The sequence below is a fragment of the Bradyrhizobium sp. UFLA03-84 genome, from assembly GCF_002289535.1.
Taxonomy (GTDB): domain Bacteria; phylum Pseudomonadota; class Alphaproteobacteria; order Rhizobiales; family Xanthobacteraceae; genus Bradyrhizobium; species Bradyrhizobium viridifuturi.
Genome location: NZ_NSJY01000017.1, coordinates 498,886 through 522,625, shown reverse-complemented (window position 1 = coordinate 522,625; position 23,740 = coordinate 498,886). Strand labels below are relative to the sequence as shown.

Below are 23,740 nucleotides of genomic sequence, written 5' to 3'. Positions count from 1 at the left end.
CGTCTCCGTCCGAACGGAATGGAGCTTCAGCTCGAGGCTTTCACGCAACAGGACGGCCAGGTCATCGAAGGCGTCCTGCGGACACCCGATGCATCGCTGTGGTATCCGGTCCTGCAGGGAGTTCCGTGCTTCCTGAGCGGCCCGATGCAGCCTGACTTGAGCGATTTCTGCGCACGCTACGGCCTTCCGAAGCCGGCGACCGCGCAGAGCCGGCCGGAAGCCCATGAGCAGGCCAAGACGAACCAGACCTTCTCGGACAAGTGGCGCCGCTTCAAGCAATATGGGCTGCAACCCGAGCACAAGGAATTCCTGTTTGGTTGGTATTGCAAGAAGCTCGGGCTGCCCGATCTTGACGCCTTGAAAGCGTTCTACCGGTCCAAGCAGCGCGTGCTCGAAGTCGGTCCAGGGTCGGGCTTCAACACGAGGTTCATCGCCGAGAACTGCCCGGGCGAGGTGTTTGCGCTCGACGTCTCCGACGCGGCATTGACGACGTTCGAGAACACCCGCGATCTCGAGAACTGCTCGGTCGTTCAGGCCGACCTGATGGAGGCGCCTTTCCCCGATAATACGTTTGATTTCATCATCGCGGACGGGGTGCTGCATCACACGCCGAACACCAGGGCGGCGGTAGAGGCCCTGTATCGAAAGGTCAGGCCCGGCGGACAGTTCTTCTTCTATGTCTATCGGAAGATGGGCGCCGTGCGTGTCTTCGCCGACGATCATGTCCGCCAGAATTTCATGCCGCTCTCCGCGGAGGAATGCTATGCGGCGTGCGAGGGGATCACGGAGCTGGGCCGGGAGCTGTCGCGGTTGAACGCCACGATCACGCTTGAGAAGCCGATTCCGGTGCTTGGAATTCCGGCCGGAACGCACAACATCCAGCGATTGCTGTACTACAATTTCCTGAAATGCTTCTGGAACGAGGCATTCGACTATGAAACGAACAACATGGTCAACTTCGATTGGTATCATCCGCACAACGCCTGGCAGCATAGCGATGACGAGGTTGCGGGCTGGATGAAGGATCTCGGGGTCAAGGACTATGCCTTCAATGACTCCAACCCGAACGGAATCTCCGTTCTGCTGACGAAGCCAACGGTCTGACACGCGCATGCGGATCTTATTGACGGGCTGCAGCGGTTTCGTGGGCTCTGCCCTCGGCCCCCGGCTGGTGGGCGAGGGGCACGAGCTCTTCTGCGTGTGCCGGCCGGGAACGTCGATCGCCTTCGGAACGAAGGTGGCTTGGGATGGAACGACGCCGATCGACCAGGCCAGTTTCCCAAGGACGGTCGACATTGTCGTTCATGCCGCCCAATCGCGCCGCTACCGCAGTTTTCCGGCTGACTCGCGCGAGATGTTCGACGTCAATGTGAACATGACGATGCGGCTGCTGGATTGGGCGGCTCAGGCCGCGGTCAAGCACTTCTGCCTGCTTTCGTCGGGGGCGGTTTACGAGCCGTTCACGAAAGTCCTGAGAGAGGATGCTGCCTTGGCGCCTTCCGGGTTCCTCGGCGCAAGCAAGCTTGCTTCCGAGATTGTCGCAAAGCCGTTCTCCAGCGTCTTTTCCGTGAACATTCTGAGGTTGTTCTTCCCCTACGGTCCGGGGCAGCACGACCGGCTCATTCCGCAGCTGATACGCAGGATCCGGGACGGCGAAGCAATCCAGCTCTCCGGCGGCACGGAAGGGATTCGCCTCGCTCCGACCTTCATCGACGACATCGTCGAGGTCATTCGTGAAAGCATTGCTTCGTCCTGGACGGACACGCTGAACGTAGCAACCCCGGAGATACTCTCGATCCGCCAGATCGCGAATACGATCGGTCAGCAACTCGGCGTCGAACCGAAGTTCGAGCTTGTGAACACGAACACGCCTTCCGTCGACATCGCCCCTGATCTGAGCCGTCTTGCATCTCGTTTGGACTTGCAGCGCTTCGTGCAGTTCCGGGACGGGCTGCATAGGACGATGTCCGCAAATCCCCACGACGCGCCGGATCATCGTCCGGCCGAATCCCGACACCGTTCGTGAAGCCATGTCGCTGAAGATATTGACCATCGTTGGTGCCCGGCCGCAGTTCATCAAGGCCGCGGCCGTCAGCCGCGCGATCCGCGAGACCGACGGGCTCTCGGAAGTGATGGTGCACACCGGCCAGCATTTCGATCCGAACATGTCCGACGTCTTCTTCGAAGAGCTGGACATTCCGCGACCTCGGCATCATCTCGATATCCATGGCGGCGGCCATGGCGACATGACGGGACGCATGCTGATGGCGATCGAGCCGATCATGCTCGCCGAGAAGCCCGACTGGGTCGTGGTCTACGGCGACACCAATTCGACGCTGGCCGGCTCGCTCGCGGCGTCGAAGCTGCACATTCCGGTCGCGCATGTCGAGGCGGGGCTTCGATCATTCAACCGCCGCATGCCGGAGGAGATCAACCGGCTGGTAACGGACCATCTGTCCGCTCTGCACCTCTGTCCGACGGCAACTGCCGTCGCCAATCTCGCCGCTGAAGGCGTGACCGCCGGCGTCCATCACGTCGGTGACGTGATGTACGATGCGACCTTGTTCGTGACCGGCAAGGCAGAGAAAAGCTCGACGATATTGACCAGTCTTGGGCTCGCCCCGAAGGCTTATGCACTCGCGACGATCCATCGTGCCGAGAACACGGCTGATCGGCAGCAGCTGCTTGCGGTCGTGCAGTTCCTGCAGGAGCGGTCGCGAAAATTTCCCGTCGTCCTCCCGCTGCACCCACGCACGCGACAGGCTGCCTCCGCTTTGGGGGTTGATCTGGACGGCTTGAAGGTCATCGACCCGGTCGGTTACCTCGATATGGCGAAGCTTCTGCACAACGCCGTCGAGGTCTATACGGACTCGGGCGGGGTGCAGAAAGAGGCCTATTTCCATAGTGTCCCGTGCATCACATTGCGTGACGAGACCGAGTGGACGGAAACGGTCACGCACGGATGGAACCGACTATGGAAGCAGCCCGGCCATGCCGTTCGGCGCGATATCGACGAGTATGGGACTGGTCGTGCCGCCTATGACGTCACGCGCTTGTTGAGCGCCGGCAGCCCGCGGTAGCCCTGCCGACCGACGCTGCGTTGGAGCACCGCGAATAGCAAATGACAGTCCTGCCTGGCTCGGTGCCACGGCGCCCGGTGAGGCCTTCAGGATGGCTTCCGGGGTTGTGGCTTTGCAACTATGGCGCTATCAGAGGCCGAATTGGATGCTTTTCAGGCCGGTTATCCGTAACAACCCCGTACGAGTGATAAAATGAATTCCGAATTGATCGCGAAGCTCAACGAGAGAACGGCCAAGATCGGCATCGTCGGCTTGGGCTATGTCGGCCTTCCCTTGATGCTTCGCTATTGCGAAGTCGGCTACAAGGTGATCGGCTTTGATATCGACCAGACCAAGGTCGACGCGCTTCGCGCAGGCCGTTCGTACATTGAGCATATTACGAGCGCCAGCATCCGCAATGCCACGGAGCTCGGCTTCGAACCGACGACCGACTTCTCGCGGGCGCGTGAGGTCGATGCGCTCATTCTCTGCGTGCCGACGCCGCTCAACAAGTACCGCGAGCCCGATCTCAGCTTCGTGCTGGACACGACGGAGTCGCTGGTGCCGTACCTGCATCAGGGCATGGTGTTGTCGCTCGAGAGCACGACCTATCCCGGCACGACCGAGGAGGAATTGAAACCGCGTATCGAGAAGCGCGGCTTCACCGTCGGCAAGGATGTGTTTCTGGTGTTTTCGCCGGAACGCGAAGATCCCGGCAACCAGAATTTCTCGACCCGGTCGATCCCGAAGGTGTGCGGTGGCTGCACGCCGGCGTGTCTCGAGGCCGGCATCGCGCTCTATCGCCAGGTGATCGACAAGGTCGTTCCGGTGAGCTCGACACAGGCCGCCGAGCTGACCAAGCTGCTGGAGAACATCCATCGTTCGGTGAATATCGGTCTCGTCAACGAGATGAAGATGGTCGCCGACAAGATGGGGATCGACATTCACGAGGTGATCCGCGCAGCGGCAACCAAGCCGTTCGGATTTGTTCCGTACTATCCGGGCCCTGGCATCGGCGGGCACTGCATTCCGATTGACCCGTTCTATCTGACCTGGAAGGCGCGGGAATACGGCATGCATACGCGCTTCATCGAGCTCGCCGGCGAGATCAATTCCTCGATGCCGGACTACGTCGTGTCGAAGATCTCGCTCGCCCTCAATCAGCGGCACAAGTCGATCAGCGGCAGCTCGGTCCTAGTGCTCGGCATTGCCTACAAGAAGAATGTCGACGACGTTCGCGAGTCGCCTTCGGTGCTCTTGATGGAGAAGCTGCGCGACCTCGGTGCCAAGGTCGCCTACAGCGATCCGCACGTTCCCGCGTTCCCGAAGATGCGCGCGCATTCGTTCGACCTGTCGAGCGTCACGCTCACTGAGGACAATCTGCGCGGCTTCGATTGCGTCCTGCTTGCGACCGACCACGACAAGTTCGACTATCAACTGCTCGGCAAGCATGCCCCGCTGCTGGTCGATTGCCGTGGCAAGTTTCCTCAGCCGGCCGACAACATCATTCGCGCGTAGACGATCTCGCAAGCGCTCCGGTGATCCCTTTCCGCCTGGCCACCCCTGCGAACGGTGGCCGGTGAGGTTCGCAGCGCGCGCTAGCCGGTGCTTGTCGCCTGTGGGCTTTCGCTCACGGCGGCCTTCGGCGCCTGGTCGAAGGCCGACCGCGGAGTAATGTACCAGAGCAGGAACAGCAGCCCGGCGCCGTTCGTCAGCAATGCCGTCGAAAGCGGTACGTTGAGCAGCACCTGGGGTAGCAGTCCTGCGGATAACAGCACAAATTGCGACGGCAAGCCGGCCGATAGGCGGTTGCCGAGAGCAATGATCAGCCCGCAGCCCAGCGCGGAGAGCGGCGCCAGCACGAGGCCGACCGAAGCGATCCCTTCGGTCGCGAACAGCGAAGCGTTGAAGGAGCCGAGATCATACGACCTCGCCATGACGGCCCATATCGGCTCGCTGTAGGCGCATGGAATCACGAGCTTCAGCACGTTGATCTGGCAGAAGTGGGTCAGCGGGTGTGCTGAGAAGTAGTTGTTGTAGATTTCAAGGGCGAGCGATGGGATCGCAACCATCCTCGTGTTGACGGTTCCGAAATAGACCAGTCCGGGCGTGAGCGGAAACAGCTCGGCCTTGACGAGAACGAACAAGATGACGCCGATCAGGACAGGCAGGAAGAACGACAGGATCGTCGCGACCCTGGCCTCGACCACCAGCCTGCAGACGAGGGCGAGAAACAGCAGCCAGACCGGGGCAAACAGCGCCATCTTGGTCAGCATGATCGGGTAGAACAGCAGCATCAGGAGCAGTGCGATCCCTGCCTGCCAGTTCCGCTTGCTGGTGACGAAGCAAGCGAAGGCAAGCGGCAGCAGGGCGTTCGAGACGATCCAGATGGCGTATTGCAGCAAGCCGGGCAGCGCTACCTCCGCGCGATACTTGTACATCTCGGAGAGATTGACCAGCTTGAGGTTGTAGAGCGAGCCGATACCGATGATCACGGCTGCGCCAACCAGGATGACGGAAGGCATCATGTAAAACGCGCGGGCCGGCATCACGACGGCCTGCCGCACTGGGCCGGTGATAAACAGCGCCGGGGCGAGGAATGCGAGGGCCGAGAGCACGATCGAGGCAAGCGCCAGGCGGTGATCGTAATCGAGCACCGAAAATTCGATGAGCCAGAGATATCCCAGCACCATCACGTAGAAGTAGAAGCCGACCAGATAGCCAAGGCTGAAACGTCCGAATGCGAACAGTATCACGACCGGGCTGAATGCGACGACGTTCAGGATTGCAGCCGCCAGGTGCGACTTGTCGAAACCGATGACACCCGGGAAGGAATTGGTGATCGTGATGCAGTACAGCGAAACCGCGCAAACCACGATGTGCGCATAGGCGAGCAGGGCAAGTCTCGCCTGGCGCCAACCGAGACCGGGCTCCAGCTGCATAACGCGATCGTTCATTCTCATTTACCGCCGTGTCGGACTGTGCGTTTGGACCGTCTCGTGGTGGTTAACGTATTCGGCAGACTAAGCCCACGCGATTGCCAACCGATGTCGCCTTTTCGACCCAGGGACATGGCACGGCGCTGAGAGGACGACAAGAATGATGCCAAAATGGCATTCTATTGTTCCTGCCCAATAACACAAATTTCGCGTGGAGCGGCGGCGCGTCGAGCGTGGTCACCGAGCGAGGCTGAATTTCAGTGATGTGGTCTCGCTGCCCGGATGCGATGGTTTCGGATGGTCCTGCTGCGGCTCCGGCGGGCCGATTGGGGATCTGAACCCGAAGCTCCGCGGTCGTCATGACATAGCGAGGTGCGCGTCCCGGGCACGGGCGACCCCAATCCCTCAATCCTCGCCCGATCGCATGGCCTTGCGTTATCCCGAGTTTTCTGGGTAATGGAACGCTATCGTGCGGCTCGCAAGGCCGCTTGTTCCCTCGGCTGTTCGGCTGGCTGCAATGGTCGGCCGCGAGACAAGACAGGGCCTGTTGCATGATCAGATTTGGCCTGCTCGGGTGCGGGCGTATCGCCAAGCGTCATTCCGATCTCCTGGGTGGCAATCACATCGAGGGAGCAAGCCTGGTCGCGGTCTGCGATCCGATCCGCACGCGGGCGGATGCGATTGCCGGGAAGTTTGGCGTTCCGGCCCATTACGACATGGACGAATTCCTGGCGCGCAAGGATATCGACGCGGTTGCGGTGCTGACGCCGAGTGGGCTGCATCCCGCCCATGTGATCGCCTGCGCGAAGGCCGGCAAGCACATCGTGGTCGAGAAGCCGATGGCGCTGCGGTTGCAGGACGCCGACGACATGATCCGGGCCTGCGACCAGGCCGGCGTGAAGATGTTCATCGTCAAGCAGAACCGCTTCAACGTGCCGGTGGTCAAGGCGCGCGAGGCGCTCGACGCCGGTCGCTTCGGCAAGCTCATCCTGGGCACGGTCCGGGTACGCTGGTGCCGTGACCAGGCCTATTACGACCAGGACGATTGGCGCGGCACCTGGGCCTATGACGGCGGCGTGCTGACCAATCAGGCGAGCCACCATGTCGATATGCTGGAGTGGTTCTTCGGCGACGTGGTGAGCGTGCACGCGCGGGCGACGACGGCGCTGGCCAGGATCGAAACCGAGGACACCGCCGTCGCGACACTGAAGTTCCGCAACGGCGCGCTCGGGATCATCGAGGCGACCACCGCGGCACGCCCGACCGATCTCGAAGGCTCGCTGTCGATCCTCGGCGAAAAGGGCACCGTCGAAATCTCCGGTTTCGCCGTCAACCAGATCCGGCACTGGCGCTTTGTCGACGAGCTGCCGTCGGACAAGGACGTCGTGGAGAAGTTTTCGGTCAACCCGCCCAACGTCTACGGCTTCGGCCACCAAGCTTACTATCATCACGTGGTCGACTGCCTGGAGAACCAGCGCGCCGCGCTGGTCGACGGACTCGAGGGCCGCAAGAGCCTGGAGTTGATCTCGGCCCTCTACGAGTCGATCGAGACCGGCGAGGAGGTCGCGCTGCGCTTCACGCCGCGGTTGAGCCGGCTGGGTGTCGTTTCGTGAATCGACCGGACGTGCATCAGGCCAGCGTTCGCGACGTCGCGTTCGGCGAGCGCGTCAAGATCGTCGAGCCCTGCAATCTCTACGGCTGTACGCTCGGCGACGACTGCTTCGTCGGGCCTTTCACCGAAATCCAGAAGGGCGTGGTGGTCGGCGCGCGCACCCGCGTGCAGTCGCATGCGTTCATCTGCGAGCTTGTCACGATCGGCGAGGACTGTTTCGTCGGGCACGGCGTGATGTTCGTCAACGACACCTTCTCCACCGGCGGTCCGGCGCGCGGACGCAAGGAGCTGTGGCGCGAGACCGTGATCGGCAACCGGGTGTCGATCGGCTCCAACGCGACGATCATGCCCGTCAGGATCGTCGACGACGTCGTCATCGGCGCTGGATCCGTGGTGACCAAGGACATCACGACACCAGGTACGTATGCCGGCAATCCGGCGCGCCGGCTGCTGGCGAGCCAATAGGGCAATAGGGGAATATCGATGGCTGTGCCGTATGCCGACCTGCAACTGCAGTACCAGTCCATCAAAGGCGAGATCGATGCGGCAATCGCCGGCGTGATCCGCGACAACGCCTTCATCCGCGGCAGCTATGTCGACGCCTTCGAGCGCGAGTTCGCCGCGGCCGCTGAGGTCGCGCACTGCGTCTCCTGCGCCAACGGCACCGATGCGCTTTACCTCGCGATGCGGGCGCTGAAAGTGAAGCCGGGTGACGAGGTGATCACCACGGCGCATTCCTGGATCTCGACCGCGGCGATGATCACGCATTCCGGCGCCACGGTCGTGTTCTGCGATACCGACGACGCGACGTTCACGATCGACCCTGCGGCGATCGAGGCCGCGATCACGCCGCGCACGGTCGGCATCATCCCGGTGCATCTGTACGGCCAGCCTGCCGACATGGATGCGATCATGGCGATCGCGCAGAAGCACAAGCTGTGGGTGATCGAGGATTGCGCCCAGGCTCATCTCGCGCGCTACAAGGGCCGCATGGTCGGCACGTTCGGGGAGGCCGCGACCTATTCGTTCTATCCGGGCAAGAATCTCGGCGCGATGGGCGACGCCGGCGCGGTCGTCACCAACGACAAGGCACTCGCCGAGCAGATGGCCATGCTGGCGCGCCATGGCGGGTTGGTGAAGCACCAGCACCATATCGAGGGCATCAACAGCCGGCTCGACGGCATGCAGGCGGCGATCCTTTCAGCGAAGCTGCCGCATCTCGAAGCATGGACCGAGGCCCGTCAGGCTGCGGCCGAGGTCTATGATGCCGGCCTCAACCAGATCGAGGACGTCGTGGTCCCCGAGGTCGCGCCGGCGCGCAGCCATGTCTATCACCTCTACACGATCCGGCATCCGCGCCGCGACGCGCTCGCCGCGCATCTGAACGCCAATGGCGTGCAGACCGCGATCAACTACCCAATGGCGCTGCCGTTCCTGCCGGCCTATGCCCGGTTTGGTCACCAGCCGGAGCAGTTTCCCAACGCCCATCGCGATCAGGGCCGGATTCTCTCATTGCCGATGTTTGCCGAGATCACACGCGAGCAGCAGGACGAGGTGATCGACCTGGTCCGGAAATTCTGATCGCGATCGTGGCCTCGCGCCGTTGCGTGGGCTCAGCCTCGCTGCAGCAGGGGCTTTAAGAACAGCTCCAGATTGGGACCCGCGAACAGGTAGCCCTGCAGGCCCGCCGCGCGCGCGGCCTCCAGATCGGTCGGCTGGTCACCGACCAGAAAGCTTCGTTCGACATCGACGGGAAAACGTTCCAGCAGATCAGTGATCATGCCTGGCGAGGGTTTGCGGCGAGGGCTGACCTGCCGATACCGCTCCACCGTCCCTTCAGGATGAAACGGGCAGTATTCGAAGGCGTCGATATGGGCGCCGATCTTGCCGAGCTCGGCGGCCATCCAGTCGTGCAGCTGCTGCACGTGCGCCTCCTCATAGAGGCCCCGCGCAACGCCTGACTGATTGCTCACGACGAACGCAAAGTAGCCTATGTCGTTGACCGCCTTCACCGCCTCGCGCGCGCCGTCGGTCCAGATCAGCCTGTGGCTCTCGAACAGGAAGCCGATGTCCCGGTTCAGGACGCCGTCCCGATCGAAGAAAACCGCCGGCCTTCTCGGCTGATTTCCGGAAGCGCTGCTCATGAGGTGATAATCCCGTTGCGACGACGCATGAGCCAGCTCAATAGTTCACAATGCCGCGCGCGGCAAATGTGGGCTCACGATATGGTCAGCGGGATACCCGGGCTCTCAAGGCTACCGTTCGTCCGCGATCACCTTGCCGTCGTTCGGCAGCGAGCCTGTGCCGACGAGCTCGACGGCGCCGCCGAGTTTTGTCACCGCGCGCAGCGTCGCCGCGACTTCGTCCAGCAAGGCATCGGCCGCTGAGGCACATTCCGCCCGCAGCGTCATCGCATCGGCCTCGCCGGCGCGCGTGACCACGAGGCGCAGCCGTCCGAGCTCGGGATGGCGCTTGCCGATTTCCGCGACCTGCTCAGGACGCACGAACATGCCCTTGACCTTGGTGGTCTGGTCGGCGCGGCCCATCCAGCCCTTGATGCGCATGTTGGTGCGACCGCACGGACTCACGCCGGGCAGGGCGGCGGTCAGGTCGCCGAGCGCGAGGCGAATCCAGGGATGATGCGGATCGAGCGAGGTCACCACGATCTCGCCGACCTCGCCAGGCGCAACGGGATCGCCGGTACCGGGCCTGACGATCTCCAGGATCAGATCCTCGTTGACCGTCATCCCGTCGCGCGCCGGGGTCTCGAATGCGATCAGGCCGAGATCGGCGGTGCCGAACGCCTGGTAGGCCTCGACGCCGCGCGACTTCATTTCCTCCTGCAATGATTTTGGAAATGCCGCGCCCGACACCAGCGCGCGCTTGATCGACGATACGTCGCGGCCGGTGCTGGCTGCGGCGTCGAGCAGGATCTTCAGGAAGTCCGGGGTGCCGCTATAGCCGACCGGGCGATAGGCCTCGATCAGCTCGAATTGCTGCTCGGTATTGCCGGGGCCGGCCGGAATCACGGCACAGCCGAGCGCCCGCGCGGAGGCATCGAAGATGAAGCCGCCGGGGGTGAGGTGATAGCTGAAGGTGTTCAGCACCACGTCCCCCTCGCGGAAGCCCGCCGCGAACAGCGCCCGCGCCCCGCGCCAGGGGTCCGCCTGGCGGCCTTCGGGCTCGAAGATCGGTCCGGGCGAGGTGAACAGCCGGGCAAACGAGCCGGGCTTGTCCGCCACGAAGCCGCCGAACGGTGGGGCGGCCTTGTGCAGGGCCGGGAGTTCCGATTTGCGCAGCACCGGCAGCTCCGCCAATGCCTCCCGGCTGGTGATGGACGTGGGATCAGTGCCCCGCAGCAAATTGGCGTAGGCAGGTGCCGCCATCGCCTTGCGCAGCACCTCCGGCAGCCGGGCGAACAGGGCGGTCTCGCGGGCGGCCGGATCGCGCGTTTCAAGGGCGTCGTAATGGTCGGTCATGGCGGGTCCTTGAGCGAGGATTTGCGCAGGTGGCGTGCCGGTCTGCCCGTGCTATCAGACGGTGAGCGCTGATATTGGGACGGTTCCAGGACGTACGATGGCTGAGGTAGAGAACGTGGCGGCGGACGGGGCCGCCGACGTCGTCGCGAGGTTGAAGCGCCGCATCATCGACCACGCCTTGCCGCTGTGGTCGACTGTGGGGTGGGACGGCACGGCCGGCGGTTTCGTGGACCGGCTGCATCAGGACGGCAGTCCCGATCGCGCTGCCCCGCGCCGGACCATGGTGCAGGCGCGCCAGATCTATTGCTACGCCAGGGCGGCGCAGATGGGCTGGTATCCGGAAGGGCGCGCGATCGCGCTGAAGGCGCTGGATTACGTGCTCGCCAAGGCCAAGGCGCCGGATGGCCGGCCGGGCTTCGTCTTCAGCCTGACGCCGGAAGGCGGCGTGCACGATCCGCTGCGCGACACTTACGGCCATGCCTTCGTGCTGCTCGCGCTGGCGACCGTCTATAGCCTCGACCAGGACGCCCAGGTTCGCGCCGAGATCGACGCGCTGCTCGCGTTCCTCGACACCGAGCTGCGTTCGCCGCATGGCGGTTTTCATGAGGGCCTGCCGCCGTCGATGCCGCGCCGGCAGAATCCGCAGATGCATCTGTTCGAGGCGATGATCGCCTGCTTCGACGCGACGCATGATCTGTCGTTCCAGAACCGCGCCGGCGATTTCTTCGCGCTGTTCCTGGCCAACCTCTACGACAAGCAGACGCGGACGCTCAGCGAATATTTCGAGGAGGACTGGTCGAGGATCCCGCCGGTCAGCGTCGAGCCCGGGCACCTCGCGGAATGGGTCTGGCTGCTGAAGGGTTTTGAGCGGATCACGGGCTGCCCAACGGGGCGTCCGCGCGGCGAGCTCTTGGCCTCTGCGTTGCGCTATCGCGACGCCACCGGCTGCCTGATCGACGAGGGCGACGCCGAGGGCAACATCCGCCGCCACACCAGGCGGCTGTGGCCGCAGAGCGAACTGGCGAAGGCCTGGATCGCGCAGGCCGAGTCGGGCGAAGCCGGTGCTGCGGACGAAGCGCGCGCGGCGCTGCTGCTGCTGGAGCGGCACTATCTCAGCCATCCCGTGGCGGGCGGCTGGTACGACCAGTTCGACCGCGACGGCAATTCGCTGATCGCCGCGATCCCGGCGTCGTCGTTCTACCATGTGCTCTGCGCGGTCACCGAAGCGGAGCAGGTGCTCAGCTAGGGCCGCCTTCCTGGTCTGACGCGCTTTCTGCACACGCAACTCCGCCGGAAAACGCTCGATATCCTCAGAGCCAGCGCTTGCGCCGCTTGAAGCTCTTCAAATTCTTGAAGCTCTTGCGCTGGTCGCCGGCGCCGCCGAGGTAGAATTCCTTGACGTCCTCGTTGTCGCGCAGCTCGTCGGCGGAGCCGTCGAGCACCACCTTGCCCTGTTCCATGATGTAGCCATGGCTCGCGACCGAGAGCGCGGCGCGCGCATTTTGCTCGACCAAGAGGATCGTGACGCCGAGATCGCGGTTGATCTCCTTGATGATCGCGAACACTTCCTTGACGAGCAGGGGTGACAGCCCCATCGACGGCTCGTCCATCAGGATCATCTTCGGGCGCGCCATCAGCGCGCGGCCGATCGCGAGCATCTGCTGCTCGCCGCCGGAGAGATAGCCGGCAAGGCCGGTGCGCTCCTTCAGGCGCGGGAAATATTTGTACACCATGTCGATGTCGGCCGAGACCTCGCCGTCGCGACGGGTGAAGGCGCCGAGCCGCAAATTCTCCAGCGACGTCATGTCGGCGACGATGCGGCGGCCCTCCATCACCTGGAAGATGCCGCGGCGGACGATCTTGTCCGGATCGATGCCGTTGATGCGCTGGCCCTCGAACAGGATCTCGCCGCGGGTGACCTCGCCGTCCTCGGTCTTGAGCAGGCCGGAGATCGCCTTCAGCGTGGTTGACTTGCCGGCGCCATTGGCACCGAGCAGCGCCACGATCGCGCCCTTCGGCACCTCGAGGCTGAGACCGCGCAGCACCAGGATGACGTCGTCATAGACGACCTCGATATTGTTGATGCTGAGCAGCGGCGGCGGCGGGACCGCCGTCGGCCCCGTGCGGGTGGCTTCGAGGGTTTCGTTCATGGCTCTGGTTCACCCCTCGATGTCATTGCCGGGCTTGGCCCGGCAACCCATCGATCGGAAGACGTTTTGTCGTGATGGATGCGCGGGTCGAGCCCGCGCATGACGATTTGTGCGTGTGGTCGAATTACGACCTCACCAGCCAAACCATTCCGGCTTGCGCGGCAGTTCGACGGTCTTCACCTTCTCGAGCTTGATCGTGCCCTTGGCCATCAAGTCGTTGATGTCGCCATCGGTCGCGCCGGAAACTTTGGCGCGATAGAGGTCGACCTTGGTCGTCGGGCGATGATCTCTCTCGGTCCAGTTCGAGGGATTGCAGACGCCGTCCATGCCGGCCGGCACCCAGTCCTTCTTCTGGTAGAAGCCCTTGGCGACGTTCTCGCCGGTAGCGCCGCCGTTCTTGGCGGCCCAATCCAGTGCTTCCTTCATGTAGAGCGCGCTGCACACCGCGGCGATGTAGTGCACCGGGCGATAGACCTTGCCCGACGGGTCGGACATCTTCGAGATTTCCATCACCGTCTTCATGCCCGGCGCATTGCCGCCCCAGCCGACCGCCGTGCGCAGCGGGAAGATCACGCCGTCGGCGGCATCGCCCGCGGTCTTGGCCGCATTCTCGTCCATACCCCAGACGTTGCTGAGGAACTGGACGTCGACGCCGGCGGTCTTGCAGGCCTTCATGACCGAGATGTTGGAGGCCGCGGTGTTGCCGAGATAGGCGTAGTTGGCGCCTGAGCTCTTCAGGCTGAGGCACTGCGCCGAGTAATCGCCGGGCGACAGTGCGAACACCAGCGGCGGCAGCACTTCGAAGCCGAGCTCGGTCGCGAGCGCTTCGCCGGCAGCCTTCGGCGCGTTCGGATAGGGGTGGTTGGCACCCATGTGGACGAATTTGGGCTTGCCCGGCTTGCCCTTGGCCTTCCAGTCCTCGGCCGCCCAGGTCAGCTCGGCGCGCAGCGCGTCCGAGTAGCTCGGGCCGTAGAAGAAGTTGTAGGGCGCCGGCTTGGCCTTGCCGCTGGTGCCTTCGGGATCGGTCAGCGCGGCGGCATAGGAGCCCGACAGATCGGGGATCTTGTCCTGCGCGAGGAAGCCGGTCAGCGCCTCGGTGTCAGCCGTGCCCCAGCCCATGATCGCTGCGACCTTGCCGTCCGGCGCCGACCACTTCTTGTACAGCGCGATCGCTCGCGGCACCTGGTAGCCGTAGTCGTTGCTGTCGACATTGAGCTGCTTGCCGCCGACGCCGCCGTTCTTGTTGACCCAGGCGAACGTGTCGGCGACGCCCTGGCCGTAGGGCGTACCGACGTCGGAGGTGCCGCCCGAGAGGTCCTGCAGATGGCCGATGGCGATCTGCGCCTGCGCGGTGCTGGCGGCGCTGCCGATCAGCAGCGCAAGGGAGACCGAGCTCAAAAGGGATCTAATCGTCATTCTTGTTTCCTCCTGCTTATTCGTTGAACCGAATTTGAATTTGCTCGATGCGTCAGTGCGAGAACGGGTAAAGCTTCCAGTAGGCCTTGATCTGCCGCCAGCGGTGCGCGAGGCCATCAGGCTCGAACATCAAAAAGCCGATGATGATCAGGCCGATCGCGATCTCGCGCAGGAAGGTGATGTTGTTGTTGAGCTGCAGCGCCTTGTCGACGGCGCCGCCCTTCAGCCAGGCGCTCAGCCATTCCATTGATTCCGGCAGCAGCACCACGAAGGCCGTGCCCATCAGGGTGCCCATCACCGAGCCGGTGCCGCCGATGATGACCATCGCGAGGAACAGCACCGAGCGCTCGATGCCGAAGCCTTCCTGGGAGACCACCAGCTGATAATGCGCGTAGAGCGCGCCGGCGATGCCGGCGAAGAAGGCGGCCAGCCCGAACGACAACGTCCGGTACTTGGTCAGGTTGATGCCCATGATCTCGGCGGAGAGATAGTGATCGCGGATCGCGACCAGCGCACGGCCGTCGCGGGTGCGCATCAAATTTGTAACCAGCAGATAGCTGATCACCATGTAGGCGAGCACGACGTAGAAATACTGCCGGTCGCCACGCAGCGTATAGCCGAAGATCGAGAACGGATTGGCGCTGGCCGGCACCGAGCCGCCCGAGAACCATTCGGCGCGCGAGAAGAAGTCGAGCAGGATGTACTGCGCGGCGAGCGTGGCGATGACGAGATAGAGCCCCTTCAGCCGCGCCGCCGGCACGCCGAAGATCAGGCCGACCAGCGCCGTGACCACGCCGGCCAGCGGAATCGCGAAGAATACCGGAATCGGCAGGTTGTTCGAGATGTAGGCTGAGGTGAAGGCGCCGAACAGGAAGAACGCGGCGTGGCCGATCGAGATCTGGCCGGTGAAGCCGACCAGGACGTTGAGGCCAAGGGCCGCGATCGCGAAGATGCCGATCTGGATCGCGATCGAGAGCAGGTAGTTGGACAGCAGCATCGGCGCAAAGCAGGCGAGAGCGATGCCGGCGATCGCGAAGTTGCGGCTGGTCGCGGTCGGGAAGATCGTGGTGTCGGCCGCGTAGCTGGTGCGGAAATCGCCTGACGGGATGAGTGTGCTTGTCGCCATTGATCAGACCCGCTCGATGTCCTTGGTGCCGAACAGCCCGTACGGCTTGATCATCAGGATGATGATCAGGACGTAGAACGGCGCGATCTCGTACAGATTGCCCCAGTGCAGATACTCGCTGTCGACATACTGGGCGACGTTTTCCAGGAGCCCGATGATGATGCCGCCGAGCACGGCGCCGCCGACCGAGTCGAGCCCGCCGAGGATCGCGGCCGGAAACACCTTGATGCCATAGGCGGAGAGACCGGACGACACGCCGTTGACGACCGCAACCACGACGCCGGCGACCGCCGAGACGGTGGCCGAGATCGCCCAGGCCATCGCGAACACGCTCTTCACGGAGATGCCGAGCGACTGCGCGACCTGCTGGTTGAAGGCGGTGGCGCGCATCGCAAGGCCGTATTTGGAGGCGCGGAAGAACCAGGCCATGCCGACCATCATGGCGAGCGAGACCACGAGGCTCATCACATAGACGGTCTGGATCTGCAGCCCGAACAGGCTGATCGACTGGCTCTGGAATATCTGCGGGAACGGCTGCGGGTTGACGCCGAAGATCCACTTCAGGGCGGCCTGGAACACGGTCGACAGGCCGATCGTCACCATGATCACGGAGATGATCGGCTCGCCGATCATCGGACGCAGGATCACGACCTGGATCGCGATGCCGAAGATGAACATGAACACCAGCGTGATCGGCATGCCGATCCAGAACGGCAATTGATACTTGGTCAGCAGTGCCCAGCACACCCAGGCGCCGACCAGCAGCAATTCGCCCTGCGCGAAATTCACGACCTGGGTCGCCTTGTAGATCAGCACGAACGACATCGCGACCACGCCATAGAGCGTGCCGACCACGAGGCCGTTGACGATCAGCTGGATCAGGAACTGCGTGTTCATGGGGTGTGGTCGCTCCGAACGGCGCCAGCACCCTCTCCCCCTGTGGGAGAGGGTGGCTTCGCAAAGCGAAGCCGGGTGAGGGGTTGTCTCCGCATTGCGATCGTGGAGAGAGGACCCCTCACCCAAGCGGGTCTTTGTCGACTGGCGGTGTTGCCCTCTCCCACAAGGAGAGAGGGCGCATTCATTGGCACCGCGCTCCGTTCTCGCAGCCCGCTCATTCCGCGGCCTCCGCGATCGCGGCGCGGCCGAGATCGACGACTTGCAACGTGGTGCGCACCCGCTGCGTCGTGCCGTCCTGGAAGCGGATCACGGTGTCGACCGGGATGCTGGCCTTGCCGCGGTAGATCGCCTCGATGATATCGGCATATTTCTCGTTGATCACGCCGCGACGGACCTTCCGGGTCCGGGTCAGTTCGCCGTCGTCGGCATCGAGCTCCTTGTACAGCAGCAGGAACCGCGAGATGCGCTGCGCGGGCGGCAAGGTGGCGTTGACGGTCTCGACCTCCTTCCTCAACAGCGCATAGACCTCGGGCCGCGACGAGAGGTCGGTATAGGTCGTGAACGAGAGGCGGTTCTTCTCCGCCCATTTCGAGATGATCGAGTAGCGGATGCAGATCATCGCCGCGAGCGTGTCGCGGCCGGCGCCGAGCACGACCGCCTCGGCGACATAGGGCGAGAATTTCAGCTTGTTCTCGATGTATTGCGGCGAGAAGCGTTCGCCGCGCGAGGTCTCGGCGAGGTCCTTGATGCGGTCGATCACCACGAGCTGCCGGTTGTCGTTGTAGTAGCCGGCATCGCCTGAATGCATCCAGCCGTCCTTGATGTCGGCGACCGAGGCTTCGGGGTTCTTGTAGTAGCCGTGGAACATGTTCGGGTGCCGCACCAAGATCTCGCCGACGCCGTTGACGTCGGCGTTGTCGATGCGGATCTCGATGTTGTCGGCCATCGGCACGCCTGTCGTGTCGGGATCGACCTTGCCTTCCGGATGCAGCGTGTAGGCGCCGAGCAGCTCGGTCTGGCCGTACAGCGTGCGCAGCGGCACGCCCATCGCCTGGAAGAACTTGAATGTATCCGGCCCGAGCGCCGCGCCGCCGGTCGCCGCCGATCGCAGCCGGGTAAAGCCGAGGCGGTCGCGCAGCGCGCGGAACAGGATCTGGTCGGCGAAGACAGAGTGCTTGCCCTCGGCGAGCGCTGCAAGGCCCGTCCTCATGCCTAGATCGTAGAGCCGCTGCTTGAACGGCGAGGCGTCCATGACGCCGGCGCGGACGTCGGCCGCGATCGATTCCCAGACCCGCGGTGCGAACAGCACGAAGGTCGGCGCGATCTCGCGGAAATCGTGCATCATGGTGTCCGGCTCTTCGACGAAGTTGACCTTCATCCGGGAGAGCAGCGCTTTGCCCAGCGCGTAGATCTGTTCCATGATCCAGGGCAGCGGCAGCACCGAGACGTACTCGTCGTCCGGTCCCTTCGGATCAAAGGCGAGATAGGTCGCGCAATGCCGCAGCACCCGCCCGGCCGACAGCATCGCGAGCTTCGGGTTGGCCGTCGTGCCCGAGGTCGTGCAGAGGATCGCGATGTCTTCGCCCTTGGTTTGGTCGACCAGCCGCTCATACAAGGTGGGCTCGCGCGCGGCGCGGTCGCGCCCCAACGCAACGAGCTTGCTCGCCTCCATCAGGCGCGGATCGTCGTATTTGCGCATGCCGCGCGGATCGGAATAGACGATATGCTTGAGATTGGGCACCCGATCGGCAAGGCCAAGCAGCTTGTCGACCTGCTCCTCGTCCTCGGCGAAGACCAGCTTGGCCTCGCCATAGGTCAGGAGATAGGCGGCTTCCTCATCCAGCACGTCGCGGTAGAGGCCGAGGCTCATCGCGCCGATCGCGTGGGCCGCGATCTCGGCGGCGACCCAGTCCGGCCGGTTGTCGCCGATGATGCCGATGACGTCGCCGCGTCCAAGGCCGAGCTCGACCATGCCGATCGCGAAATCATGGGTGCGCCTCTGGTAGTCGTCCCAGGTGAATTCGCGCCACAGCCCGAGATCTTTCTCGCGCAGCGCAATCTCGCCGCCGTGCTCTCTGGCGTTCAGGCGCAGCATCTTGGGGAATGTGTCCGCCTGCGCGGCGCGACCGGCATAGTCCATCATGCCGCGCTCTCCCGCACCGCCGGCTTGTCGTCGGGATCGACCAGCACCTCGTCCTCTTCGCCGAGATAGGCGCGCTTGACGTGGGGATCGGCGAGCACCGTTGCCGGGTCGCCCTCGGCGATCTTGCGGCCGAAGTCGAGCACCATGACGCGGTGGGAGATGTCCATCACGACACCCATGTCGTGCTCGATCATCATCACCGTCATGCCGAACTCTTCGTTGAGATCGACGATGTAGCGCGCCATGTCCTCCTTCTCTTCGAAGTTCATGCCGGCCATCGGCTCGTCGAGCAGGATCAGCTGCGGCTCGAGCGCCATCGCACGGGCGAGCTCGACGCGCTTGCGCAGGCCATAGGGCAGGGTGCCGGCGGTTGCCTTGCGCACCGATTGCAGATCGAGGAAGTCGATGATCTCCTCGACCTTGCGCCGGTGCTCCAGCTCCTCGCGGCGCGCACCGGTGAGCCAGTACAGCGACCCCGTGATGAAGTTGTTCTTCAGCAGGTGATGGCGGCCGACCATGATGTTGTCGAGCACGCTCATATGGTGGAACAGCGCGAGGTTCTGGAAAGTCCGGCCGATGCCGAAGCGGGGCCGCGCGTTCGGGGTGAGGCCGGTGATGTCCTGGCCGCGATAGAACAGCTGGCCTTCGGTCGGCCGGTAGCGGCCGGAGATGCAGTTGACGATCGAGGTCTTGCCGGCGCCGTTCGGGCCGATGATCGAGAACAGCTCTCCCTCGTTGACGCTGAAGCTCACATCGGTCAGCGCGCGGACGCCGCCAAAGCGCAATGAGACTCCGCGCACCTCGAGACTGTTGGCCACCCTGTTCCCTCCAGATACGGGCGCTTTGGCGCGCTCTTTATCTTTCGTTTCGAGCTCGGTTCGATCTTACATGGGCCGCCGACGGAAACCACCCGACTAATGATGCCGGCGTCCGGGAGCATCGCTCGCCCCGATCGCCTGCGTCATGCGCGGTAACGCCGCACCCGCCTGCAAGCCCGCTCGCGCGTCGTCCGCCTTCAGCGATCCATCAAGGCGCTGCGCGCGGCGTTACGCGAGGTGGCTCTGAATACGAGAAAGCGATAGGTTGAATTGTCATGTGCCCGACATTTGGTCAGGAATTTTCGCTGGCATTCCAGGCCTCGGGTGACCTGGCTTTGCGCACGGCGTTGCTGCGGTGCAATATCTTGGATGGGATGCCGTCGCTAGAATGATTGCTGCTGATTACCTGAAGCGCATCGCGGCCTGGTCGCGCGAATTGAGCGAGCAAGAAATCGAAATCGCGCGCGCCGGCATTTCCGAGAAGTCCTACCGCGCGAACGAATTCATCTTCATGCGCGGCGACAATTTTCAGTACTGGACCGGCATCGTGACCGGGCTGGCGCGGATGGGCATCGTCTCGCGCGGCGGCAAGGCCGCGAGCTTTGCGGGCCTCACCGCCGGCGCCTGGTTCGGCGAGGGGACCGTGCTCAAGAACGAACTGCGACGCTACGACGTCGTCGCGCTGCGCGACACGCGTCTCGCGATGATGGACCGTCGGACCTTCGTCTGGTTGTTCGAGAACAGCGTCGGCTTCAACCGCTTCCTGGTGGGGTCGCTCAACGAACGGCTCGGCCAGTTCATCGCACTGCTCGAATATGGCCGGACGCTGGACGCGACGGCGCGGCTGGCGCGCTCCATCGCCTCGCTGTTCAACCCGATCCTCTATCCCGATCTCACCTTGCATTTGGAGATCACCCAGGAGGAAATCGGGGCGCTGTCGGGCATCTCCCGGCAGAATGCCAACCAGTGCCTGAAGCGGCTCGAGCGCGAGGGACTGCTGCGGCTCGAATATGGCGGGGTGACCATCATCAACCTCGACCGGCTGCGCCACTACGGCGAATGAGCGGGCCCCAGACCGCATCGAACCGGGTTTTCAAGGCTTTAAGGCCCTGATTCCAAACGATTATGCCATTAGACTTGGAGGTGGCCGGATGCTACAGACCGGCCTCGTCGGGATCGCGCGGTCTCGCGCTCTCTGGAGATGATATGACGGCTCAGGACTCAAAGCGGCGCGTTGCGCTGATCACCGGCGTCACCGGGCAGGACGGCGCGTATCTCGCCGAATATCTGCTCGGGCTCGGCTACACCGTGCACGGGATCAAGCGCCGCTCGTCCTCGTTCAACACCGCGCGCGTCGATCATCTCTATCAGGACCCGCATGCCGGCAACGTGCCGTTCCTGATGCACTACGGCGACATGACCGATTCGACCAATCTGATCCGGCTGATGCAGCAGATCCGGCCGACCGAGATCTACAACCTCGCCGCCCAGAGCCACGTCCAGGTCAGTTTCGAAAGCCCGGAATACACCGCCAACGCCGACGCCATCGGCGTGCTGCGCCTGCTGGAGGCGATCCGCATCCTCGGCATGGAAAAGGAGACCCGGTTCTACCAGGCCTCGACCTCGGAGCTGTACGGGCTGGTGCAGGAGGTGCCGCAGAAGGAGACGACGCCGTTCTACCCGCGCTCGCCCTATGGCGTCGCCAAGCTCTACGGCTACTGGATCACGGTGAACTACCGCGAGGCCTACGGCATGTTCGCCAGCAACGGCATCCTGTTCAACCATGAGAGCCCGATCCGCGGCGAGACCTTCGTGACGCGCAAGATCACCCGCGCCGTCGCCCGCATCGAAGTCGGCCTCGAGAACAAGCTCTATCTCGGCAATCTCGATGCCAAGCGCGACTGGGGTCACGCCCGCGACTATGTCGAGGGCATGCACAAGATCCTGCAGGCGGATGAGCCCGGCGACTTCGTGCTCGCGACCGGCGAGACGCGCTCGGTGCGCGAGTTCGTCGAACTGGCGTTTGCCGAGGTCGGCCGCAGCATCGAATGGCGCGGCAAGGGCGTCGAGGAGATCGGCGTCGACAAGGCGTCCGGCACCACGCTGGTGCAGATCGACCCGGCCTATTTCCGCCCGACCGAGGTCGATCTTCTGATCGGCGACGCCAGCAAGGCGCGCGCCCAGCTCGGCTGGGCGCCGAAGACACCGTTCGCGCAGCTGGTGAAGGAAATGGTCGCCAGCGATCTCGTCGAGGCGAGGCAGGATGCGGCCCATGGCAAGCACGGCGTTTGAACTGAAGGGCAAGACGGTTTTCGTCGCCGGCCATCGCGGCATGGTCGGCTCGGCGCTGGTGCGCCGGCTGGCGCGCGAACAGGTCGATCTCCTGACCGTGTCGCGCGGCGAGGTCGATCTGCGCGACCAAGGGGCGGTCAACGCCTGGTTTGCCGCGAAGCGGCCGCAGGCGGTGTTCCTTGCCGCCGCCAAGGTCGGCGGCATCGTCGCCAACAACACGCTGCGGGCGGAATTCCTCTACGACAATCTGGCGATCTCGACCAATGTGATCCAGGCGGCGCATGCCAATGGCTGCGAGAAGCTGATGTTCTTCGGCTCGTCCTGCATCTATCCGCGCCTCGCGCCGCAGCCGCTGCGCGAAGACTCGATGCTGACCGGCCCGCTGGAGCCGACCAACGAGCCTTATGCCATCGCCAAGATCGCCGGCATCAAGATGACCGAGGCCTATCGCAGCCAATATGGCGCCGATTTCATCAGCGTGATGCCGACCAACCTCTACGGTCCCGGCGACAATTATCATCCCGAATACAGCCACGTCGTCGCGGCGCTGATCCGCCGCTTCCATGAGGCCGAGGTCGCAGGCGCCGCCGATGTCGTGGTGTGGGGCACGGGCACGCCGCGCCGTGAATTCCTCTATGTCGACGATCTCGCCGACGCCTGCATTCATTTGATGAAGACCTACTCCTCGTCGGAGCTGGTCAATATCGGCACCGGCGAGGACATCACGATCGCCGAATTCGCCCGCATCGTTGCCGCCGCCGTCGGCTACCGCGGTGAGATCAGCTTCGACACCTCACGTCCCGACGGCACGCCGCGCAAGCTGCTCGACGTCAACAGGCTCGCCAAGCTCGGCTGGCGCGCCACCACCTCGCTCGAGGATGGCATCAAGCTCGCGTACCAGGCCTATCTGAACGAGGCGAACCAGGCGGCGCTGTAGCGCCGAAATGCTACGTCGCCGTTGCGCGCGGCGGCGCCTTCGCCAGTGCTGTCGCCATCGCCGAGATCAGCGGCTTCATGAAGAACGCATCGTTGGCCGGATAGATGTCCGTGCGCAAGCCGTAAGTCTTCAGTTCATCCGACACCACGGGCCCGACGGAGGCGATCGGCGTGCGCTCGAGGCCCTCGCGCAATTGCGCCTCGCACTTGTGCGCCTGTGCCACCTCGAGCAGGCGGCGGACCTGGCCGGAACTCGTCAGCGCGATCGCGTCAATTCGGCCCCGCGCCATCTCCTCGATCGCAGTGACGATGTTGGCGTCGGCTGCCTGCGCATCATAGACATAGGGCAGCACCGTATCGACCTCGGCGCCCTGCGCCTTGATCGCGCCGATCAGGGTGGCGTGGTCCTTGTCCGGATAGAGCTGCAGGCCGAGGCGGTGGCCGCTCAGGTCGAGCTTCGACAGCATCTCGGCGACGCCTTCCGACGTCGGCTTCTCCGTCGTCATCTGCGGCTCGAGCCCGATCTCGCGTAGCGCCCGGCCAGGCTTCGGCCCACGGGCGAATTTGCGCGCCTTGGCGAGGCTCGCGACGAACTGCGCTTCGACATCGATCCGGCGCACGACCTTCATCAACCGGCGCAGGCCTTCACCGGTCATCAGCACGAGGTCGTCGAGCGGGCGGGCGATCGCGCGCCGGATCCAGGCCTCGATCGGCGCGGGATCCGGCGCGTCGTGGATGGTGAACATCGGGCATTGCAGCACCTCGGCGCCCTGCTCGGCGAGCAGGCGGGAAAACTGCGCCTCCTCGCGCGTCTCGAGGATCAGGATACGGTAGCCGTTCAGCCGGTCAGCCATGATGGTCCTTAACAAACAT

At 63.8% G+C, this 23,740-nt stretch carries 21 protein-coding genes; 11 read left to right on the top strand and 10 right to left on the bottom strand.

Features of this window, described 5'->3' with window-relative positions; genetic code table 11:
- Nucleotides 1-18 precede the first annotated feature (18 nt).
- The 4 genes from CK489_RS35170 (at nt 19) to CK489_RS35155 (ending at nt 4,577) form a co-directional block, all read left to right on the top strand.
- Entirely contained in the window at nt 19-1,104 is a 1,086-nt protein-coding gene (locus CK489_RS35170) for a class I SAM-dependent methyltransferase (RefSeq protein WP_158226539.1), read from the top strand.
- 7 nt (nt 1,105-1,111) lie between these two features.
- Nucleotides 1,112-2,026 (top strand): NAD-dependent epimerase/dehydratase family protein, encoded by a 915-nt coding sequence (locus tag CK489_RS35165; RefSeq protein ID WP_095735496.1) that lies wholly within the window; start codon nt 1,112-1,114, stop codon nt 2,024-2,026.
- 4 nt (nt 2,027-2,030) lie between these two features.
- Nucleotides 2,031-3,080, top strand: coding sequence for a non-hydrolyzing UDP-N-acetylglucosamine 2-epimerase (gene wecB / locus CK489_RS35160; protein WP_095735495.1), 1,050 nt, complete (start codon nt 2,031-2,033; stop codon nt 3,078-3,080).
- A 192-nt stretch (nt 3,081-3,272) separates the two neighbouring features.
- Nucleotides 3,273-4,577, top strand: a complete 1,305-nt coding sequence (locus CK489_RS35155; RefSeq protein ID WP_095735494.1) for a nucleotide sugar dehydrogenase — start codon at nt 3,273-3,275, stop codon at nt 4,575-4,577.
- 80 nt (nt 4,578-4,657) lie between these two features.
- Here the strand turns inward: CK489_RS35155 and CK489_RS35150 are convergent, their stop codons facing one another.
- The gene (locus CK489_RS35150) at nt 4,658-6,016 is read right to left on the bottom strand and encodes a hypothetical protein (RefSeq protein WP_143278293.1); all 1,359 of its coding nucleotides are present in this window, start codon (nt 6,014-6,016) and stop codon (nt 4,658-4,660) included.
- A gap of 533 nt (nt 6,017-6,549) precedes the next feature.
- Here CK489_RS35150 and CK489_RS35145 point away from each other — a divergent pair.
- Genes CK489_RS35145 through CK489_RS35135 form a run of 3 tightly spaced genes read left to right on the top strand, consistent with a single transcriptional unit; the run spans nt 6,550 to nt 9,191 of the window.
- Nucleotides 6,550-7,611 (top strand): Gfo/Idh/MocA family protein, encoded by a 1,062-nt coding sequence (locus CK489_RS35145; protein WP_050630209.1) that lies wholly within the window; start codon nt 6,550-6,552, stop codon nt 7,609-7,611.
- Complete coding sequence (locus tag CK489_RS35140) at nt 7,608-8,075, top strand: acyltransferase (protein WP_050630208.1); 468 nt, start codon at nt 7,608-7,610, stop codon at nt 8,073-8,075. Before CK489_RS35145 ends, CK489_RS35140 begins: the two co-directional genes overlap by 4 nt.
- Nucleotides 8,076-8,093: 18 nt before the next feature.
- The gene (locus tag CK489_RS35135) at nt 8,094-9,191 is read left to right on the top strand and encodes a DegT/DnrJ/EryC1/StrS family aminotransferase (RefSeq protein ID WP_095735492.1); all 1,098 of its coding nucleotides are present in this window, start codon (nt 8,094-8,096) and stop codon (nt 9,189-9,191) included.
- A 32-nt stretch (nt 9,192-9,223) separates the two neighbouring features.
- On the opposite strand, the gene CK489_RS35130 is transcribed toward CK489_RS35135, so the two are convergent.
- Both CK489_RS35130 and CK489_RS35125 read right to left on the bottom strand, forming a co-directional pair.
- Nucleotides 9,224-9,754 (bottom strand): HAD family hydrolase, encoded by a 531-nt coding sequence (locus CK489_RS35130; protein WP_050630206.1) that lies wholly within the window; start codon nt 9,752-9,754, stop codon nt 9,224-9,226.
- A 111-nt stretch (nt 9,755-9,865) separates the two neighbouring features.
- Complete coding sequence (locus tag CK489_RS35125) at nt 9,866-11,089, bottom strand: phenylacetate--CoA ligase family protein (RefSeq protein WP_095735491.1); 1,224 nt, start codon at nt 11,087-11,089, stop codon at nt 9,866-9,868.
- A 97-nt stretch (nt 11,090-11,186) separates the two neighbouring features.
- On the opposite strand from CK489_RS35125, the gene CK489_RS35120 reads away from it, so the two are divergent.
- Nucleotides 11,187-12,335 carry an AGE family epimerase/isomerase gene (locus CK489_RS35120; RefSeq protein WP_095735490.1) on the top strand — a complete coding sequence of 383 codons (1,149 nt, stop codon included), beginning with the start codon at nt 11,187-11,189 and terminating at the stop codon, nt 12,333-12,335.
- Nucleotides 12,336-12,399: 64 nt separating this feature from the next.
- Here the strand turns inward: CK489_RS35120 and CK489_RS35115 are convergent, their stop codons facing one another.
- The 6 genes from CK489_RS35115 to CK489_RS35090 all read right to left on the bottom strand — a co-directional run bounded on the left by CK489_RS35115 (nt 12,400) and on the right by CK489_RS35090 (nt 19,639).
- On the bottom strand, nt 12,400-13,239 hold the full coding sequence (locus CK489_RS35115) for an ABC transporter ATP-binding protein (protein ID WP_050630203.1): 840 nt from the start codon (nt 13,237-13,239) through the stop codon (nt 12,400-12,402).
- A gap of 132 nt (nt 13,240-13,371) precedes the next feature.
- Nucleotides 13,372-14,655, bottom strand: coding sequence for an ABC transporter substrate-binding protein (locus CK489_RS35110; protein ID WP_095735489.1), 1,284 nt, complete (start codon nt 14,653-14,655; stop codon nt 13,372-13,374).
- Nucleotides 14,656-14,707: 52 nt separating this feature from the next.
- Complete coding sequence (locus tag CK489_RS35105) at nt 14,708-15,781, bottom strand: branched-chain amino acid ABC transporter permease (protein WP_050630201.1); 1,074 nt, start codon at nt 15,779-15,781, stop codon at nt 14,708-14,710.
- Nucleotides 15,782-15,784: 3 nt separating this feature from the next.
- Nucleotides 15,785-16,678 (bottom strand): branched-chain amino acid ABC transporter permease, encoded by an 894-nt coding sequence (locus CK489_RS35100; protein ID WP_024585024.1) that lies wholly within the window; start codon nt 16,676-16,678, stop codon nt 15,785-15,787.
- Between the two features lie 214 nt (nt 16,679-16,892).
- Nucleotides 16,893-18,821: a long-chain fatty acid--CoA ligase gene (locus CK489_RS35095; RefSeq protein ID WP_095735488.1), complete on the bottom strand. Its 1,929-nt coding sequence runs from the start codon at nt 18,819-18,821 to the stop codon at nt 16,893-16,895.
- The gene (locus CK489_RS35090) at nt 18,818-19,639 is read right to left on the bottom strand and encodes an ABC transporter ATP-binding protein (RefSeq protein ID WP_095735487.1); all 822 of its coding nucleotides are present in this window, start codon (nt 19,637-19,639) and stop codon (nt 18,818-18,820) included. The genes CK489_RS35095 and CK489_RS35090 overlap by 4 nt, the downstream gene beginning before the upstream one ends.
- 388 nt (nt 19,640-20,027) lie before the next feature.
- On the opposite strand from CK489_RS35090, the gene CK489_RS35085 reads away from it, so the two are divergent.
- From CK489_RS35085 to fcl, 3 genes are all read left to right on the top strand, one after another.
- Complete coding sequence (locus CK489_RS35085) at nt 20,028-20,702, top strand: Crp/Fnr family transcriptional regulator (protein ID WP_024585027.1); 675 nt, start codon at nt 20,028-20,030, stop codon at nt 20,700-20,702.
- A 143-nt stretch (nt 20,703-20,845) separates the two neighbouring features.
- A complete protein-coding gene (gene gmd / locus CK489_RS35080) occupies nt 20,846-21,931 on the top strand; it encodes a GDP-mannose 4,6-dehydratase (RefSeq protein WP_050630199.1) in 1,086 nt (361 codons plus the stop codon).
- A complete protein-coding gene (gene fcl, locus CK489_RS35075) occupies nt 21,912-22,868 on the top strand; it encodes a GDP-L-fucose synthase (RefSeq protein ID WP_283807333.1) in 957 nt (318 codons plus the stop codon). The genes gmd and fcl overlap by 20 nt, the downstream gene beginning before the upstream one ends.
- 10 nt (nt 22,869-22,878) lie before the next feature.
- Here the strand turns inward: fcl and CK489_RS35070 are convergent, their stop codons facing one another.
- Nucleotides 22,879-23,721, bottom strand: a complete 843-nt coding sequence (locus tag CK489_RS35070; RefSeq protein ID WP_095735485.1) for a uroporphyrinogen-III synthase — start codon at nt 23,719-23,721, stop codon at nt 22,879-22,881.
- Nucleotides 23,722-23,740: the final 19 nt, after the last annotated feature.